Genomic DNA, 18,064 nt, shown 5'->3' on the forward strand with positions numbered 1-18,064 from the left:
AGGGTGCTGACCGATCCCCGCTTTACGACTGAAGTTGAGATCACCGTTCCGTTCCACGACGTCGATATGATGGGCGTGGTCTGGCACGGCAACTATTTCCGCTACTTTGAGATCGCCCGCGAGGCGCTGCTCAATCAGTTTGACTATGGCTATCGCCAGATGAAGGCCTCCGGCTACGTCTGGCCCGTTGTCGACACGCGGGTGAAATACCGCGATGCGGTGACCTTTGAGCAGCGCATTCGCGTCCGCGCGCAGATTGAAGAGTATGAAAACCGCCTGCGCATTGCCTATCAAATTTTCGATGCGCAGACCGGCAAACGCACCACCACCGGATACACCATCCAGGTGGCGGTGGAAGAAGCCACCCGCGAAATGTGCTTTGTCAGCCCGGCAATACTGTTTGAACGAATGGGAGTTACGCCATGAAATGGTTGCCTTTGCTGGCGCTGATCGTCAGCCCGCTGGTCAGCGCCGTGACGCTGGATGAACTGCAGCAGCGCTTCACCGAGCAGCCCGTGGTGCGCGCGCACTTCGAACAGGTCCGCACGATAAAAGATATGCCGCAGCCGCTGCGCTCGCAGGGCGAGATGCTGATTGCCCGCGACAGCGGCCTGCTGTGGGATCAAAAAGCGCCGTTTCCGATGACGCTGCTGCTGGACGACAAGCGGATGGTTCAGGCAATTAACGGCCAGCCGCCGCAGACCATCACTGCCGACAATAATCCGCAGATGTTCCAGTTCAACCACCTGCTGCGGGCCCTGTTCCAGGCCGATCGCAAGGTGCTGGAAGAGAACTTCCGCATCGATTTTAAAGACCTGGGCGCGGGCCGCTGGTCGCTGGTGCTTACGCCAAAAACGACGCCGCTGGACAAGATTTTCGCCACCCTCGATCTGGGCGGCGCGACCTATCTGGAGACGATTCGCCTGAACGATAAGCAGGGCGACCGAACCGATATCGCCCTTTCAAACCACCAACTGACGCCCGCCACCCTGACCGATGACGAACGCCAACGCTTTGCCGCACCGTAAATCCCTGCGCCCGGCGCTGCTGTGGGCCACGGTATGTCTGGTTATGCTGGGCGTGCTGCTGTCGCTGCTGCCCGGCGCGCGGCTGAACAGCAGCGTGCTGGCCATGCTGCCGAAGCAGACGCTGGGGGCGATCCCGCCGGCGCTCAACGACGGGTTTATGCAGCGTCTCGACCGCCAGCTGGTCTGGCTGGTCAGCCCCGGCAAAGAGCCGGATCCGCGCGTGGCGCAGCAGTGGCTTGAACTGCTGCACGGCAGCGACTCGCTCCGCGAGGTTAAGGGCCCGATGGACGCCGCCGGGCAAAAGGCCTGGGGAGAATTCTTCTGGCAGCACCGCAACGGGCTGATCGATCCCGCCACCCGCGCCCGCCTGCAAAACGGCGGAGAAGCGCAGGCGCAGTGGATTTTATCCCAGCTCTACTCCGCCTTTTCCGGCGTCAGCGGCAAAGAGCTGCAAAACGATCCGCTGATGCTGATGCGCGGCTCGCAGCTCGCCCTGGCGCAAAACGGCCAGAAGCTGCGGCTGATGGACGGCTGGCTGGTCACGCAGGATGGGGCGGGAAACTACTGGTATCTGCTGCACGGCGAGCTGGCGGGGTCATCGTTTGATATGCAGCAGACCCACCGGCTCGTGACGACGCTTAACGCGCTGCAACAGACGCTGAAATCGCGCTATCCGCAGGCTCAGCTGCTTTCCCGCGGAACCGTGTTCTACAGCGATTACGCCAGCCAGCAGGCCAAGCGCGACGTCTCGACGCTGGGCATCGCCACCCTGCTTGGCGTGTTCCTGCTGATCGTGGCGGTGTTCCGCTCTCTGCGCCCGCTGCTGCTGAGCGTGCTCTCGATTGCCATCGGCGCGCTTGCGGGCACGGCGGTGACGCTGCTGCTCTTTGGCGAACTGCACCTGATGACGCTGGTGATGAGCATGAGCATCATCGGTATTTCAGCAGACTACACGCTCTACTACCTGACCGAACGGATGGTCCACGGCGCGGAGCTCTCCCCCTGGCAAAGCCTGGCCAAAGTGCGCAATGCGCTGCTGCTGGCGCTGCTGACGACCGTCGCCGCCTACCTGATTATGATGCTGGCCCCCTTCCCCGGGATCCGCCAGATGGCGGTGTTCGCCGCCGTGGGGCTGAGCGCCTCCTGCCTGACGGTGATTTTCTGGCATCCGTGGCTGTGCCGGGGTTTACCGGTGCGCCCGGTTCCCTTTATGGTCCTGATGCTGCGCTGGCTGGCCGCCTGGCGACGCAGTAAAAAACTGTCCATTGGCCTGCCCGTCGCGCTGGCGCTGCTCTCTGCCGTGGGAATGAGCACCCTGAGGGTGGATGACGACATCGCCCAGCTGCAGGCGCTGCCGAAAGATATTCTGGCGCAGGAGAAAGCTATTACCGCCCTGACCGGCCAAAGCGTCGATCAGAAATGGTTTGTGGTGCACGGCGCTTCGCCCCAGCAAACGCTGGAGCGGCTGGAAGCCTTTACCCCGGCGCTGGCCGAGGCGCAAAAAGCGGGAGAGATTGCCCGCTGGCGCACCCTGCCGCTGAACTCGCTGGCCCGCCAGAAAAGCGACCTTACGCTGCTGCGGAACGCCGCGCCGGCGGTGACGGACGTGCTGAAAAGCGCAGGGCTCAACGCCGTATCCCCAAATCTGGAGGCCATGCCGGTCAGCGTGGACGCGTGGCTTAACAGCCCGGCCAGCGAAGGCTGGCGTCTGCTCTGGCTGACACTGCCCGACGGGGAAAGCGGCGTGCTCGTGCCGGTGGACGGCGCAAAAAACAGCGCGGCGCTCGGTGAGCTGGCCGCGCGCCACGACGGCGTCGTCTGGGTGGATCGCAAAGCCAGCTTTGACAGCCTGTTTGCCCTCTACCGCACGCTGCTGACGGGGCTACTGTTTGCGGCGCTGGCGGTGATTGCCTGCGGGGCGATGCTGCGCCTCGGCTGGCGCAAAGGGCTGATAAGCCTGGTGCCGTCCGCGCTGTCGCTGAGCTGCGGGCTGGCGGTGCTGGCCGCAACGGGCCACCCGGTGAATCTGTTCTCACTGCTGGCGCTGGTGCTGGTGCTCGGCATTGGCATTAACTACACGCTGTTCTTCAGCAACCCGCGCGGTACGCCGCTGACCTCGATGCTGGCGATTACCCTGGCGATGATGACCACCCTGCTGACGCTGGGCATGCTCGTCTTCAGCGCCACCCAGGCCATCAGCAGCTTTGGTATTGTGCTGGTGAGCGGTATTTTCACCGCCTTCCTGCTGGCCCCGCTGGCGATGCCGGATAAGAAAGAGAGAAAACGTAAATGAACGCTGTTTATCGCGCCGTCGCGCTGGCCGCGGCGCTGCTGCTGGCAGGCTGCAGCCATTCGACCGATACCCAAGAGACGCGGCCTCAGGCCTGGCTCCAGCCGGGCACCAAAGTCACGCTTCCGCCGCCCGGCATCAGCCCGGCGGTAAGCTCCCAGCAGCTGCTGACCGGCAGCTTTAACGGGCAAACGCAGTCCCTGCTGGTGATGCTCAACGCGGATGCGCATAAGGTCACGCTGGCCGGGCTCTCCTCCGTGGGGATCCGTCTGTTCCTGGCAACGTACGACGAGAGCGGTATTCATACCGAGCAGTCCATCGTCGTGCCGCAGCTGCCGCCAGCCAGCCAGGTGCTGGCCGACGTGATGCTCAGCCACTGGCCGATTAGCGCCTGGCAGCCGCAGTTGCCGAAGGGCTGGACGCTGAAGGACAATGGCGATCGGCGCGAGCTGCGCAACGCCAGCGGCAAGCTGGTGACGGAGATTGTCTACCTCCAGCGCAAGGGCAAGCGCGAGCCGATAAGCATCGAGCAGCACGTCTTTAAATACCACATCACCATTCAATATCTGGGTGACTGAGATGATCTATATTTCCGCTGTTGGCATGGTCAACGCGCTGGGCAACTCTCCAGATGAGATTGCCGCCAACCTGGCTGCGGGCGTGGCGCCGGGCATGCACGCCCGGACCGGCTGGTTGCAGGGAACACCCGAAGCGGTACTGGGCGGCGTGGAAGGCGAGCTGCCGCTCATCCCGGACACCTTCTCTGCACACCGCACCCGCAACAACCAGCTGCTGCTGGCCGCGCTGGCGCAGATTCAGCCCGCCGTCGACGAGGCCATCGCCCGCGTTGGCCGCGACCGCGTGGCCGTGGTGCTGGGAACCAGCACCTCCGGGCTGGACGAAGGCGATGAGCACGTTAGGCGCATGACGGACGGCGAGACCAGCACGCGCTGGCAGTATCCGCAGCAGGAGCTGGGCGATCCGTCCCGCTTTCTCGCCAACTGGCTGCAGCTTGAAGGCCCGGCCTATACGATCTCCACCGCCTGCTCCTCCAGCGCGCGGGCGATGATCGGCGGCAAACGTCTGATTGAAGCCGGGCTGGTGGATATCGCCATTGTCGGCGGGGCCGATACCCTGAGCCGGATGCCCGTCAACGGCTTTAACAGCCTTGAATCCTTCTCCCCCACGCTCTGCGAGCCGTTTGGCCGGGACCGCCGGGGGATCACCATCGGTGAAGCGGCGGCGCTGATGGTATTGAGCCGGGAACCCGCGGACGTGGCGCTGCTCGGGACGGGCGAATCCAGCGATGCGTACCATATTTCCGCCCCGCATCCTCAGGGCGAAGGGGCGATAAGGGCTATCACTCAGGCGCTCAGCGAAGCGGGCATGCAGCCGGACGACATTGGCTATATCAACCTGCACGGCACGGCCACGCCGCTCAACGATCAGATTGAATCACAGGTGGTTCACGATCTCTTCGGGGAAAGCGTGCCGTGCAGTTCAACCAAACACCTTACAGGCCACACGCTGGGCGCTGCCGGCATTACCGAAGCGGCTTTGAGCTGGCTTATCCTGACGCGCGATCTGCCCTTGCCGCCGCAGGATTTTTCCCGCTACGCTCCGGACGAGACGCTGGCGCCGTGCGGCCTGCTGCACCAGCGCGCCGCCCTGAAAAAGCCGGTCATTTTATCTAACTCGTTCGCGTTTGGCGGCAACAACGCCAGCATTCTGCTGGGGAGAACGTCATGAGCTATCTATCACCCGAAGCCTATTTGCCGCACGAGGCGCCCATGATGCTGCTGGGGTCCGTTGAGAATGTAACGGATGACATGGCGGTCTGCCGCGTGGCGGTTGACAGGCAAAGCGTGCTGGCACCGTTTCTCAATGCCGATGGCGACCTGCCGGGCTGGTACGCGCTCGAGCTGATGGCGCAGACCGTTGGCGTCTGGTCGGGCTGGCATCGTCAGCAGCAGGGGCAGGAACATATCGCGCTGGGCATGGTGCTCGGCGCGCGCGAGCTGGTCTGCGCCAGCGGGCGTTTCGCCAACGGCTTAACGCTGGACATTACCGTTAAGCTGCTGATGCAGGACGAACGCTTCGGCAGTTTTGAATGCACGATTTGCGCAGGTGAAGAGACGCTGGCCACGGGCCGGGTCAACACCTTCCAGCCGAGTGCAGAAGAATTAACATCGCTTTTTAATCAGGGATCCCACGCATGAGTCGTTCCGTACTGGTCACAGGGGCCAGCAAAGGCATTGGTCGCGCCATCGCCCGCCAGCTTGCCGCTGACGGGTTCACCGTCGGCGTGCATTACCATCGTGATGCCGCAGGCGCGCAGGAGACGCTGGACGCCATCACCCAGGCGGGCGGCAGCGGCCGTTTACTCTCGTTTGACGTGGGCAACCGCGAGCAGTGCCGCGAGGTGCTGGAGCAGGAAATTGATGCCCATGGCGCATGGTATGGCGTGGTCAGCAACGCCGGAATTACCCGCGACGGCGCCTTTCCGGCGCTGAGTGAAGACGACTGGGACAGCGTGATCCACACCAATCTCGACAGCTTTTATAACGTCATTCACCCCTGCATTATGCCCATGATCGGCACCCGTCAAGGCGGGCGCATTATTACCTTATCCTCCGTCTCCGGCGTGATGGGCAACCGCGGCCAGGTGAACTACAGCGCGGCCAAAGCGGGCATTATCGGCGCCACCAAAGCGCTGGCGATCGAGCTGGCAAAACGCAAAATCACCGTGAACTGCATTGCGCCAGGGCTGATTGATACCGGCATGATTGAGATGGAGGAGGCCGCGCTCAAAGAAGCGATGTCCATCATCCCAATGAAACGTATGGGCCAGGCCGAGGAGGTTGCCGGGCTGGCAAGCTATCTGATGTCGGATATCGCGGGCTACGTGACCCGCCAGGTCATTTCGATTAACGGAGGCATGCTATGACGCGTCGCGTGGTGATTACGGGCATGGGCGGCGTGACCGCCTTTGGCGAGAACTGGCACTCCGTTTCCAGCCGGCTGCTGGCGTATGAAAACGCGGTGCGTAAAATGCCGGAATGGCAGGTGTACGATGGCCTGCACACCCTGCTGGGCGCGCCGATCGACGATTTCGCGCTGCCGGAACACTATACCCGCAAGCGCATCCGCGCCATGGGCCGCGTGTCGCTAATGTCGACCCGCGCCACCGAGCTGGCGCTTGAGCAGGCGGGGCTGATTGGCGAAGCGGTGCTCACCAACGGGCAAACCGGTATCGCCTACGGTTCTTCAACAGGCAGCACCGGCCCGGTCAGCGAGTTCGCGACCATGCTTACCGAAAAGCACACCAATAACATCACCGGGACAACCTACGTCCAGATGATGCCGCACACCACGGCGGTGAATACCGGCCTGTTCTTTGGGTTGCGCGGCCGCGTGATCCCGACGTCAAGCGCCTGTACCTCCGGCAGCCAGGCGATTGGCTACGCCTGGGAGGCGATTCGCCACGGGTATCAGACCGTTATGGTCGCGGGGGGTGCGGAAGAGCTTTGTCCATCTGAAGCGGCGGTGTTTGACACGCTGTTTGCCACCAGCCAGCGCAACGACGAACCCAAAACCACCCCGTCGCCGTTTGATACGCAGCGCGATGGTCTGGTGATTGGGGAAGGCGCAGGCACCCTGATTCTGGAGGAGCTGGAGCACGCCAGAGCGCGCGGGGCCACCATCTACGGTGAGATCGTGGGCTTCGCCACCAACTGCGACGCGGCCCATATCACCCAGCCGCAGCGTGACACGATGCAGATTTGCATGGAGCAGTCGCTGGCGATGGCGGGGTTAAGCGCAAGGGATATGGGGTATATCTCCGCGCACGGTACCGCCACCGACCGCGGCGATATCGCCGAAAGCCAGGCGACGGCCGCCATCTACGGTGACAGCGTGCCGGTTTCTTCGCTGAAGAGCTATTTTGGCCACACGCTGGGGGCCTGCGGCGCGCTGGAAGCGTGGATGAGCCTGCAGATGATGCGCGAAGGCTGGTTTGCCCCGACACTCAATTTAACGCAGCCGGATGAGCAATGCGGGGCTTTAGATTATATTATGGGAGAAGCCCGTCAGATTGACTGCGAGTATCTGCAGAGCAATAACTTCGCGTTTGGCGGCATCAATACCTCGATTATCATTAAACGCTGGGCGTAACTATGTACCGGTTTGTACTGGGAAAAATTTCCACCCTTTGCGCGGACCCGCTGGCGTCAACGCTCGCAGACAGGGCACCTCAGGGTGCACGACAGGCCTCCTGGCTGGCTGGCCGGACGCTGCTCGCCAGAACGTTATCCCCCACTCCGCTCCCCGACATCATTTACGGCGAGCAGGGGAAACCGGCCTTTGCAAAGGGGGAGCCGCTGTGGTTCAACCTGAGCCATAGCGGTGATGATATCGCCCTGCTGATGAGCGATGAAGGCGAAGTGGGCTGCGATATCGAAGTGATTCGCCCCCGTCAGAACTGGCAGGCGCTGGCCAACGCCGTTTTCAGCCTGACAGAGCATGACGAGCTGGAGCGTGAAGCGCCCGAGGAACAGCTTTCCGCCTTCTGGCGTATCTGGACGCGTAAAGAAGCAATTGTGAAACAGCGCGGCGGCAGCGCCTGGCAGATTGTCAGCATCGACAGCACGGCGCAGTCGCACTCGGTCAGCCAGCTACAGCTCGGTTCACTGAGCCTGGCCGTTTGTACACCCACACCGTATACCCTGACCACCGAGTCGATTATTCACGTCGGGGCAGGAAAATCACCAGCACACCCAGCATAATCAACCCGACGCCCGCCAGCCCGTGCCAGGAGAAGCGCTCCCCCCAGCCGGGCAGCAGGATTGCCGCGCCCCACACCAGGATATAGCTGAGGCTCAGCAAGGCGTACGCTTTGCTGAGCGCCATGCGGTGCAGCGCCAGATACCAGCAGCCCATGGAAGCCACGTATCCCGTCAACCCCAGCAGCAGCGCGCCCGTGCCGGACGAGACGTGCCACAGCGCGGAGATAAACGTCAGAAGATCGCTGACCGGCGGCAGGGCCTGCATGGCATCGCGCAGCAACAGCTGCGCGGCGCTGACTAACAGCACGCTGCATAACGCCCAGAACGCGCCTTTCACAGGCTTCCTCCCAGCACGATAATCCCCATGATGATGAACCCGACCCCCAGCCAGTGGTGCGCAGCAACGTGCTCGCGCCAGAAGAGCTTCGCCGCCAGCGTCACCCAGACAAAATTGAGGCTCAGCATAGGGTAAGCCACGCCGACGGGCAGGCGCTGCAGCACCGCCAGCCAGACCAGCATCCCGCAGCCCAGCGCCAGCATTGCCAGGCCAAGCCACAGCATGACGTGCGCGCCACGCCGCCCGTCCTTCGCCGGACGGGTAGCCTGCTTCTGGCACAGCTGTCCCGCGCAGCTCAGCAGGCTTGCCAGTATCAGCCAGGTCCAGGCCATCACTTCGGCAGATACTCCAGCAGGGCCAGACGCCCCTGGATATAGAGATTGTCCGGCTGCGGTAAATTCGCCTCTGAAATATCGTCACGTTTAGACAGCAGCATCACCAGCGACACGCTTCCCTGCTTACGATGCGTTGCCAGCCACTGCGCGAAGTCGTCTTCACTGACAAAGCGATCTTTCGCATCGGGATAATTCAGCCCGTAGCGCAGCTCGCCGCTCTGAGCAAACAGCGTGATGTCGCTGCGCTTCAGCTCCCACGCCAGGCCCGCGGCCACGCCAACGTTATTGGTCAGCACAAAGCGGCTGCCCTGAAGCGGCTCGCGCACGGTATCCACCAGCGACTGCGGCTGTTTGGAATCCACCACCAGGTTCGGAATGGCAAAACCAATCAGCAACGCCAGGCCCGCAGGACACAGCGCCGCCAGCCACCAGCGCCGCTGGCTCTGCCGCAGCGTAAACCAGCCTACCGCGCCCCAGATGAGGAACGCCACCACCGCACAGAAGACTTTATACAGTTCAACCGACGTCCAGACCGGATGCTTAGCCAGCCCCCACGGCGAGACCGCCAGCGCCGCCACCACGCCGATTGCACCAAACGCCAGGTTAATCCCGCCGTTAATGCGCAACGCTCTGGCCCCTTTTTCCGCCGCGAGGCAGGCATAGCGCGCCATCAGGATAGCCAGCGGGGCAAAACAGGGCAGGATATAGGTCGGCAGCTTGCCTTTGGCGATGCTGAAGAACAGCAGCGGCATTACCACCCATCCCAGCAGGTAGAACCCGCCGCCCGCGTTTTGTCTGTCATTCCAGCCGAGACGCAGCGCGCCTGGCAGCAGCGCCAGCCACGGCAGGCTGCCCGCGAGCAGGAACGGCAGGTAATACCAGAACGGTGCCTTGTGCTGCGCGTCACTCTGGGCAAAACGCTGAATATGCTCAACCCAGAAGAAATAGCGCCAGAAATCAGGCTCGCGGTGCGCAATGGCCAGCCCCCACGGCAGAACAATCAGCACGCAGCTCAGGACCGCGAGCCAGCCAAAAATCAGCACCTCTTTCCAGCGCTTCTGGGCGATGACCCACGGCAGCACGCCAATCACCGGTACCGCCAGCGCCAGAAAGCCTTTGGTCATCACCCCCATGCCGCAGGCCAGCCCAAGCAGCACATAGCCGCCCGCTTTTCCGGCCACGGTGTGCGCCTGTGAAGCGAGCCAGAAGCTGCACATCGCCGCCACCAGCCACAGGGTGACGATGGGATCCAGTACCGCATAGGTGCCGATGCCATACACCAGGAACAGGGTCAGGAAGATAAGGCCGGAGAAAATGGCCGTACGCTTATCCCGCCAGAGGCGCCAGGCCATCCAGATAACCAGCAGCGCCGCCAGCCCGGTGGAGAAGATCGACCCGGCGCGTACGGCAAAGTTCGTGTGCCCGAACAGCCATTGTCCGATGGTGTTGATCCAGTAGCCGGCGATCGGCTTTTCAAAGTAGCGCAGCCCCAGGAAATGCGGGACAACCCAGTCACCTGATGCCAGCATTTCGCGGCTGATTTCCGCATAGCGCGTTTCATCAGGCTGCCACAGCAGCCGGATATCGACCGGGATGAAGTAATAAACGATAAACAGTGCGAAAAGCGCTACGCCATAACGGGCTGTTTTCATGGGACCGAACTCACGGTTTGTTGATAGCCAAGCCAGCCTTCCCGGCCAGCCAGTTCACTACGGACTACTTTGCCCACGGGCAGGGTGCTGAGGTCGTCCGGCAACAGCTCGCTCAACGGGCAGAACGCAATGCCCTCCTGAGCGGCCATCGTCAGCAGCGCATCGAAATCATGCTGGTACGCAATCCCTTCCACTTCTGCATGGATGGTATAGACCGGCGTTCCGGCGTCACGATGGATGCGGTCCAGAATGTAGCGATTAAATGCTTCCGCCTTCACCTCGCGCCCCACCACCTCATCCCACGTGGGAAGCGTGACCGGAATTTGCACCGTACCGTAGCGATTTTCGCCCAACAGCGGCAAAAACGGCCCGGTTCCGCGACAGTCGCTGTTGTAGCGAAACGCGAAATGCTCTTTGGCTTTGACCACCCGCTGGTCGGCACGCCATCCCGCCACGGCGGAGCAGCGCACGGGCTGGCCGATGATGGCCTCAAGCTCCAGCATTCCACGTTCAACCTCACGGGACAGGCGCGGGATATCCCAGACGCCCGCCCAGGCCTGCCAGGCATGGTGATCCCAGGCGTGCAGGCCAATCTCATGATGCTGCGCCGCCGCGCGGATAATGTCTTCATTACCCGCGCCGATGCGTCTGCCGGGCCAGGCGGTGCCGGCCAGCAAAATATCCCAGCCGTAGAGGGATGCCGCGCGCGAGCGCAGCATTTTGAACAGAAATGCCGGTTTAACCAGACGCCACAAATGGCGTCCCATGTTGTCAGGCCCCACGCTGAAGAAAATGCTGGCGCGCACGCCGTGCCTGCTCAGCAGTTCCAGCAGCCTGGGCATGCCGTCACGCGTTCCCCTGAAGGTGTCGACATCAATGCGTAAACCGACTTTTTTCATGAGGCCTGTTCCGACAGCTCCACGGTGCGCAGGAAGAAGTCGAGCGTCTCGTCAATGGTCTGCTCCATCTTCACCGTCGGCGTCCAGTTCAGGCAGCGCTTCGCGTTGCGGATGCTTGGCTTACGGTGCTCGACGTCCTGGTAGCCCTTACCATAGTAGCTGCTGCTTTCCACTTCGCGGAAACCGGCGAACGGCGGGAAGCGATCGCGCAGCGGATGGCGCTCAAAGCTTGCCAGCAGCATCTCTGCCAGCTCGCGAATGCTCGCCTCGTTTTCCGGGTTACCGATGTTGATGATCTCACCGTTGCAGCGGTTATCTTTGTTCTCGATGATGCGGAACAGGGCCTCGATACCGTCGCTGATATCCGTAAAGCAGCGTTTCTGGCTACCGCCTTCAATCAGCTTGATAGGCGAGCCTTCCACCAGGTTCAGGATCAGCTGGGTGATCGCGCGAGAGCTGCCGATACGCGCAGCGTTCAGGTTATCCAGACGCGGGCCCATCCAGTTGAACGGACGGAACAGGGTAAAGCGCAGACCTTCCTTCTCGCCGTAGGCCCAAATCACGCGGTCCAGCAGCTGCTTGGAGACAGAGTAGATCCAGCGCTGCTTGTTGATCGGCCCGACCACCAGGCTGGAGGCATCTTCATCGAAGTTTTTGTCGGTACACATGCCGTACACTTCAGAGGTGGACGGGAAGATGATGCGCTTGTCGTATTTCACGCAGTCGCGGATGATCTTCAGGTTCTCTTCGAAATCCAGCTCGAACACGCGCAGCGGGTTACGGGTGTACTCGATTGGCGTGGCGATGGCGACCAGCGGCAGCACCACGTCGCATTTTTTAATGTGATATTCGATCCACTCGGAGTGAATGCTGATGTCCCCTTCCACAAAGTGGAAGCGCGGGTTGTTGAGGAAACGGCTGATGGCGTCAGAGCCGATATCCAGACCGTAAATCTCGTAGTTATCGTCTTTGAGCAGACGTTCGGTCAGGTGGTTCCCGATAAAGCCGTTCACGCCGAGGATCAGCACGCGGGTGCGGCGCTTGATGACCACCACCGGCGCGCTGGTGATCAGCGCCCCGGCCACCAGCCCCAGAGACTGCGCCAGCTGCGTGCCCTGAACGTACAGGCCGTTGTCGGTCTGCCCGGTGACGATCTCCAGCGCCTGCTCGCCGCAGCTCACCACCAGCGGGGAGACGGAGACGATGGTGCCCGGCTTAGCGGCCGGGATATCGTCACGCACGCGGGATTTCCAGACGATAAATTTGCTGACGCCCGCATAGCTGTACGCGCCCGGCCACGGGTCGGTCACGGCGCGCACCAGGTTGTGCAGCTGGCGGGCGGGTTTATTCCAGTCCAGGCGACCATCTTCCGGCGCGCGGCGGCCAAAGCAGCTGGCCTTGCTTTCGTCCTGCTCGGTCTCGCTGAAGGTACCGTTGAGGATGGCTGGCAGCGCGTCACGCAGCAGGCTTTGCGCCGCAGTGCAGAGTTTATGATGCAGCTCAAGCGCGGTTTCATCCGCGTCGATTGCCACGCGCTGCTGGGCGACGATGGCTCCGGCATCCGCGCGGCGCACCATGCGGTGCAGCGTCACGCCCGTTTCCGTTTCGCCGTTGACCAGCACCCAGTTCAGCGGCGCGCGGCCACGGTAGGCGGGCAGCAGAGAGCCGTGAAGGTTAAACGCCCCTTTTGCGGCCAGGCCTAAGATCTCGTCGCAGATCAGGTTGCGATAGTAGAACGAGAAGATGACATCAGGCGCCAGCGCGCGGATGCGATCCACCCACAGCGGGTGGTTGACGTCGTCCGGGGCATAAACCGGAATACCGCGCTCGGCGGCGATACGCGCCACGGAGCCGAAGAAGTGATTTTCTCCTGCCGCGTCCGGATGGGTAAAGATTGCAGCAATGTCATAGCCCGCGTCCAGCAGGGCCAGCGTGCCCGCGCACCCCATATCGTGATAGGCAAATACAACGGCTTTCATGGGTGGTTTTCCTCTTGAGATGCTTTGTGTTCCTGACGGACAACACGTTGAATAAAGTAGCGCGGACGTGCGCGAACATCGTTATAGATACGGCCAATGTATTCACCGAGCAGGCCCATTCCGACGAACTGGGCGCCGATGAACATAAACAGCACGGCAAACAGCATGAAGACCCCTTCCGCCGCCCACTGCGGGCCAAAGACCAGCCGCAGCACCACCAGCAGGACGGACAGCGTAAAACCGGCCACGGCGATGACGCTGCCGAACACGCTCAGCAGGCGCAGCGGCGTGGTGGTCAGGCAGGTGATGAGGTCGTACATCAGGTTGATGAGACGCATAAAGCTGTACTTCGATTCCCCGTGCTCGCGCTCGGCGTGCAGGACCGGAATTTCCGTTGCCTTGCGGGCAAAGGTGTTGGCGAGGATCGGAATAAAGGTGCTGCGCTCATGGCAGTGCAGCATAGCGTCGACAATATGGCGGCGGTAGGCGCGAAGCATGCAGCCGTAATCGCCCATCGCTTTGCCGGTGGTGCGCTGAATAAGACGGTTGATGGTGCGCGAGGCCAGCTTGCGGAACAGGCTGTCCTGACGGTTCTGGCGCACCGTGCCGACCACGTCATAGCCTTCATCGGCTTTGGCGACCAGGCGCGGGATCTCCTCAGGCGGGTTTTGCAGATCCGCGTCCAGGGTGATAATCAGATCGCCCGTCACGTGGCTAAACCCGGCCATAATGGCGGAGTGCTGGCCGTAGTTACGGTTGAGCAGCACGGCGACAATATGGCTGCCTTCGGCCTGGGCGGCTTCGGTCAACATCAGCGCGGAATCATCGCTGCTGCCGTCGTCCACCAGCAGAATTTCATAGGCTTTGCCCAGCGTGTCGCAGGCGGCCGTGGTGCGGCGGATCAGCTCGGGCAGGCTCTCCTGCTCGTTATAAACAGGGATCACCACGGAAACTTTTTGTACAGGCGGTGCGCTGAACATATCAATGTCCTGCAAGCTGATGGAGCGCGGTAATGACGCGGGTTGTGTCGTCATGAGTCATGTCCGGGAAAAGAGGGAGAGAACAAATACGCGCGCTATTCCATTCCGAATTCGGAAGCGATACATCAGGAAAACGCTCGCGGTAGTATTTTTGGGTGTGTGCCGCGCGGAAATGCAGGCCGGTACCGATGCCTTGCTCCTTCAGCGCCGCCATCAGGCCGTCGCGTGAGATCCCGCAGCGAGCTTCATCAACGCGAATAATAAACAGGTGCCAGGCGTGAACGTGCGGCCATGACGGAATGCTCAGCGGCTGGAACGGCGTATCGGCAAGCTCGCGCAGGTAGCGCTGCGCAATCTCCTGGCGGCGCGTGTTGGCCTCTTTCAGCTTGCCCAGCTGCACCAGCGCCAGCGCGGCGTTGATATCCGCCAGGTTGTATTTATACCCCGGCGAGATCACTTCGGCCTGCGGCGCACGGCCGTGCGTCTGGCGGTCATAGGCATCCACGCCCAGGCCGTGGAACTTCAGGCTGCGGATCCGCGCGGCAAGCCGGGCGTTATCCGTGACGACTAAACCGCCTTCCGCACAGGTCATGTTTTTAATGGCGTGGAAGGAAAAAATCGCCGTGCCTTTCCAGCCCACGTGACGGTTCTTGTAGTACGTTCCGGCGGCATGGGCCGCGTCTTCAATCACCGGAATACCGTGACGCTCACCGACGGCATGAATGGCGTCGATATCACACGGCGCGCCGGCGTAATGCACGGGAATAATCGCTTTGGTACGCGGGGTAATGGCGGCTTCAATTGCTTCCGGCGTCACCATCAATGTCTCTTTGTCCACATCGATCATGACCGGCGTGGCGCCCAGCAGCACGATCATATTCAGCGTGGAGACCCAGGTCTGGGAGGGGGTAATGACCTCATCGCCCGGGCCAATATCCAGCGCCATCAGCGTGACGTGCATGCCCGCCGTCGCCGAGCAGACGGCAATCGCGTTCTGGTTCCCCGTCAGCTGACAAAATGCCGCTTCAAGTTCCTGATTTTTAGGCCCGGTGGTGATCCAGCCGGAGGTTAAAACCTCCTGCAACGCCGCTAATTCCTCATTACCCATCGACGGGCGGGAAAAAGGCAAAAAATCACTCATCATTAATTTCCTTGCAATAAGAATGGCACGCGCTTGATATTAACCAATTGCCTGTTCGTTTATTTCAACGAACCATAAACTCATATCAAGGTATCGTTCATTTCTTAGGGAAAAATTAAGATGCGTATTCCAGATGTAACAAAATCAATATCAATTCATTTATAAACAAACACTTAACTAATTATGAATTATTTATTTCGTGATCTAATTCAATTTTCTTCGTCATTATTTTAAACCAAACATAAACAAACAAAAAAAATCCCGGTTATTTCTGAAAAAGAAGAAATAACCGGGAACTTTTCTTTTTAGTTAATTGTCGCGCTTATTTTAAGTTATCTGGAAAGTTTTCCGGTAACTCGCTGGCCGCGCAGGCAATCACGCTTTCATCGTTGGCACCACAGTCGCGTACAAAGGTGATTGTTGCGAATTCATCAATCACTTCCGTTGGATAGGTCGGGCCAGCGTCGCGATAGCTGTTCATCAGCGGAATATGATCGTTCTGGAAGCAGACGGTTTTTTCCGGGTTATTCATGACCCAACGTGGGAAGAAGATGGTGCCGTGGAACAGCCGGTCACCCAGGTTCGCAATCAGGCTGACGTCGGTGCCGGTTGGCTCGGTCCAGGAAATTTTATAGATGCTTTCACCGACGCGAACGATATACACCCGCTGATCTTTCACCCAGCGATTGCCTACCAGGCCGCTGTGAATACGGTAGTCGATGGTGTTTTCATTTTTGATGTAAATTTCGTAATTCCAGCCGTTATCGTAGGTATATACCAGATGTTTACCAACGAAGCCGCTTAGGTCGTGTTTGTCGAATGTGTTCATAAGATGTCTCCTTCGTTTTGATGAGACGATCTTAAGCCTTCAAAAAATGAATGAATAACGCTATGTTTTAATCAAACTCATCCAAATTTTAGATAAATTATGCACAAGACGACGCTGGAACAGTGGGCTTTACTGGAAAAAGTGGTGGACGCGGGCAGCTTTGCCAAAGCCGCGGAAGAAACCCACCGCAGCCAGTCCTCGGTGAGCTATAACCTGTCGCTGCTGCAGGAGCGGCTGGGCGTGGCGCTGCTGGCGCCGGAGGGGCGACGGGCGGTATTGACCCCGGCCGGAGAACTGCTTCTCGGCCAGGTGAAACCGCTGCTGAAAGCATTTTCGTACGTCGAGACGCGCGCGGCGACCCTTCGTAACGGGATGCGCACGCGGCTGGACCTGGTGGTGGACTCGATTTACCCGCGCCGCCGCCTGTTCGCCATTCTGCGTCAGTTCCAGCAGCAGTATCCGCAAACTCAGGTCCGCCTCACGGAGGTGCTGGAAAATACCCGCGCCGATGCCATGAACAACGAGGCCGATGTGATGGTTTTAACCCGCCGCCAGGACATTACCGGGCTCGGCGAATGGCTGATGAATATCGACTTTGTCGCCGTGGCGCATCGCCAGCACCCCCTCTTTAGCCTCGACGCGCCGCTGAATGATGAGATGCTGCGCCCGTGGCCGCTAATCCAGATTGCGGACAGCCAGAACGCCGCGCGGGCTGCCGGCGAGTCGTGGACGTTCTCGACCATCGACGCCGCTATAGAGGCGGTCGTCTCTCTGGTCGGCTACGGCTGGCTGCCCGAAGAGCGCATTCAGCCCCAGCTGGAGCAAGGCGTGCTGAAAATACTCCCGCTGAGCCACGGCGTTCGTCGGGCCACGCCCCTGCATCTGATCGTGAAACGCACCCTCGCTCCGCTGGATGAGCAGGTTGAAACCCTGCTGGCCCTTTTTAGCCAGGAGCCGTCATCATCACCTGCTACGCTTTAAGGTCCGAACGTTAAAACGATAAGGAGCTGATGATGAAAATCGACTTTGCGGGGAAAGTGGCCCTGGTCACCGCCTCAACCGGCGGGATCGGGTTCGCCATTGCCAGAGGCCTGGCAGAAAGCGGCGCGGAAGTGATCGTGAATGGCCGCAGCACCGACTCGGTGAACAAAGGTATTCAGCAGCTACAGCAGGTTGTGCCTGGGGTGCAGGTGCGTGCCGCCATTGCCGATCTCAGCACCGCGGAAGGGGTTGAATCGCTGCTGAAGGTCGCGAGCGACGTCGATATTCTGGTGAACAACGCCGGGATTTACGGCCCGCAGGATTTCTATGGCACCGACGATGAAACCTGGGAGCGCTACTGGCAGACCAACGTGATGTCCGGCGTGCGCCTCTCCCGCGCCCTGCTGCCGGGCATGGTGAAAAAAGGCTGGGGCCGCGTGGTGTTTATCTCCTCCGAGTCAGCCTGCAATATCCCGGCAGACATGATCCACTACGGGGTGACCAAAACGGCCCAGCTCTCGCTGGCGCGCGGGCTGGCGAAGTTCGTGGCGGGAAGCGGCGTGACGGTGAACAGCGTGCTGCCGGGCCCGACGATGTCGGACGGTTTCGCTGAAATGATGAAAGATGAGATCGAGAGAACCGGTAAATCGCTGGAGCAGCTGGCGAAAGAATTTGTCATGGCCAACCGCCCCAGCTCGGTTATCCAGCGCGCCGCCACGGTTGAAGAGGTGGCTAATATGGTGATTTATGTCTGTTCAGCGCAGGCCTCCGCCACCTCGGGCGCGGCATTGCGCGTCGATGGTGGCGTGGTGGATGACATTATTTAACG

The 18,064-nt window shown here is 60.7% G+C and carries 19 protein-coding genes; 11 read left to right on the top strand and 8 right to left on the bottom strand.

The window, feature by feature from the left end:
• Positions 1–3 precede the first annotated feature (3 nt).
• Genes OSH03_RS18355 through acpT form a run of 9 tightly spaced genes read left to right on the top strand, consistent with a single transcriptional unit; the run spans position 4 to position 8,102 of the window.
• Positions 4–426, top strand: a complete 423-nt coding sequence (locus OSH03_RS18355) for an acyl-CoA thioesterase (RefSeq protein WP_061096838.1) — start codon at positions 4–6, stop codon at positions 424–426.
• The gene (locus tag OSH03_RS18360; RefSeq protein ID WP_119916325.1) at positions 423–1,028 is read left to right on the top strand and encodes a LolA family protein; all 606 of its coding nucleotides are present in this window, start codon (positions 423–425) and stop codon (positions 1,026–1,028) included. Before OSH03_RS18355 ends, OSH03_RS18360 begins: the two co-directional genes overlap by 4 nt.
• Complete coding sequence (locus OSH03_RS18365) at positions 997–3,321, top strand: MMPL family transporter (RefSeq protein ID WP_266179759.1); 2,325 nt, start codon at positions 997–999, stop codon at positions 3,319–3,321. The genes OSH03_RS18360 and OSH03_RS18365 overlap by 32 nt, the downstream gene beginning before the upstream one ends.
• Positions 3,318–3,896, top strand: coding sequence for a DUF3261 domain-containing protein (locus OSH03_RS18370; protein ID WP_061096835.1), 579 nt, complete (start codon positions 3,318–3,320; stop codon positions 3,894–3,896). Before OSH03_RS18365 ends, OSH03_RS18370 begins: the two co-directional genes overlap by 4 nt.
• A gap of 1 nt (position 3,897) precedes the next feature.
• Positions 3,898–5,067 (top strand): beta-ketoacyl-[acyl-carrier-protein] synthase family protein, encoded by a 1,170-nt coding sequence (locus OSH03_RS18375; RefSeq protein WP_266179760.1) that lies wholly within the window; start codon positions 3,898–3,900, stop codon positions 5,065–5,067.
• Positions 5,064–5,537, top strand: coding sequence for a hotdog family protein (locus OSH03_RS18380; RefSeq protein WP_266179761.1), 474 nt, complete (start codon positions 5,064–5,066; stop codon positions 5,535–5,537). Before OSH03_RS18375 ends, OSH03_RS18380 begins: the two co-directional genes overlap by 4 nt.
• On the top strand, positions 5,534–6,265 hold the full coding sequence (locus OSH03_RS18385; RefSeq protein WP_028014712.1) for a 3-ketoacyl-ACP reductase FabG2: 732 nt from the start codon (positions 5,534–5,536) through the stop codon (positions 6,263–6,265). The genes OSH03_RS18380 and OSH03_RS18385 overlap by 4 nt, the downstream gene beginning before the upstream one ends.
• On the top strand, positions 6,262–7,491 hold the full coding sequence (locus tag OSH03_RS18390; protein ID WP_061096832.1) for a beta-ketoacyl-ACP synthase: 1,230 nt from the start codon (positions 6,262–6,264) through the stop codon (positions 7,489–7,491). The genes OSH03_RS18385 and OSH03_RS18390 overlap by 4 nt, the downstream gene beginning before the upstream one ends.
• Positions 7,492–7,493: 2 nt before the next feature.
• The gene (acpT, locus tag OSH03_RS18395; protein ID WP_266179762.1) at positions 7,494–8,102 is read left to right on the top strand and encodes a 4'-phosphopantetheinyl transferase AcpT; all 609 of its coding nucleotides are present in this window, start codon (positions 7,494–7,496) and stop codon (positions 8,100–8,102) included.
• Here acpT and arnF read toward each other — a convergent pair.
• The 8 genes from arnF to OSH03_RS18435 all read right to left on the bottom strand — a co-directional run bounded on the left by arnF (position 8,059) and on the right by OSH03_RS18435 (position 16,254).
• Positions 8,059–8,439, bottom strand: a complete 381-nt coding sequence (arnF, locus tag OSH03_RS18400) for a 4-amino-4-deoxy-L-arabinose-phosphoundecaprenol flippase subunit ArnF (RefSeq protein WP_061096830.1) — start codon at positions 8,437–8,439, stop codon at positions 8,059–8,061. The two genes, acpT and arnF, sit on opposite strands and share 44 nt — an antisense overlap.
• Complete coding sequence (gene arnE / locus OSH03_RS18405; protein WP_266179797.1) at positions 8,436–8,771, bottom strand: 4-amino-4-deoxy-L-arabinose-phosphoundecaprenol flippase subunit ArnE; 336 nt, start codon at positions 8,769–8,771, stop codon at positions 8,436–8,438. The genes arnF and arnE overlap by 4 nt, the downstream gene beginning before the upstream one ends.
• A complete protein-coding gene (gene arnT / locus OSH03_RS18410) occupies positions 8,771–10,426 on the bottom strand; it encodes a lipid IV(A) 4-amino-4-deoxy-L-arabinosyltransferase (protein WP_266179763.1) in 1,656 nt (551 codons plus the stop codon). Before arnT ends, arnE begins: the two co-directional genes overlap by 1 nt.
• Positions 10,423–11,325: a 4-deoxy-4-formamido-L-arabinose-phosphoundecaprenol deformylase gene (arnD, locus tag OSH03_RS18415; protein ID WP_266179764.1), complete on the bottom strand. Its 903-nt coding sequence runs from the start codon at positions 11,323–11,325 to the stop codon at positions 10,423–10,425. Before arnD ends, arnT begins: the two co-directional genes overlap by 4 nt.
• A complete protein-coding gene (gene arnA / locus OSH03_RS18420) occupies positions 11,322–13,304 on the bottom strand; it encodes a bifunctional UDP-4-amino-4-deoxy-L-arabinose formyltransferase/UDP-glucuronic acid oxidase ArnA (RefSeq protein ID WP_266179765.1) in 1,983 nt (660 codons plus the stop codon). Before arnA ends, arnD begins: the two co-directional genes overlap by 4 nt.
• Positions 13,301–14,284, bottom strand: coding sequence for an undecaprenyl-phosphate 4-deoxy-4-formamido-L-arabinose transferase (arnC, locus tag OSH03_RS18425; RefSeq protein ID WP_266179798.1), 984 nt, complete (start codon positions 14,282–14,284; stop codon positions 13,301–13,303). Before arnC ends, arnA begins: the two co-directional genes overlap by 4 nt.
• A 1-nt stretch (position 14,285) precedes the next feature.
• Positions 14,286–15,425 (bottom strand): UDP-4-amino-4-deoxy-L-arabinose aminotransferase, encoded by a 1,140-nt coding sequence (gene arnB / locus OSH03_RS18430; RefSeq protein ID WP_266179799.1) that lies wholly within the window; start codon positions 15,423–15,425, stop codon positions 14,286–14,288.
• 322 nt (positions 15,426–15,747) lie between these two features.
• Positions 15,748–16,254 (bottom strand): phenolic acid decarboxylase, encoded by a 507-nt coding sequence (locus OSH03_RS18435; RefSeq protein WP_061096823.1) that lies wholly within the window; start codon positions 16,252–16,254, stop codon positions 15,748–15,750.
• Between the two features lie 99 nt (positions 16,255–16,353).
• Between OSH03_RS18435 and OSH03_RS18440 the strand changes: the two genes are divergently transcribed.
• Both OSH03_RS18440 and OSH03_RS18445 read left to right on the top strand, forming a co-directional pair.
• Positions 16,354–17,235, top strand: a complete 882-nt coding sequence (locus OSH03_RS18440; protein WP_266179766.1) for a LysR family transcriptional regulator — start codon at positions 16,354–16,356, stop codon at positions 17,233–17,235.
• Positions 17,236–17,267: 32 nt separating this feature from the next.
• Positions 17,268–18,062: an SDR family NAD(P)-dependent oxidoreductase gene (locus OSH03_RS18445; protein ID WP_253543519.1), complete on the top strand. Its 795-nt coding sequence runs from the start codon at positions 17,268–17,270 to the stop codon at positions 18,060–18,062.
• Positions 18,063–18,064: the final 2 nt, after the last annotated feature.

This window comes from Enterobacter nematophilus (assembly GCF_026344075.1).
Taxonomy (GTDB): domain Bacteria; phylum Pseudomonadota; class Gammaproteobacteria; order Enterobacterales; family Enterobacteriaceae; genus Enterobacter; species Enterobacter nematophilus.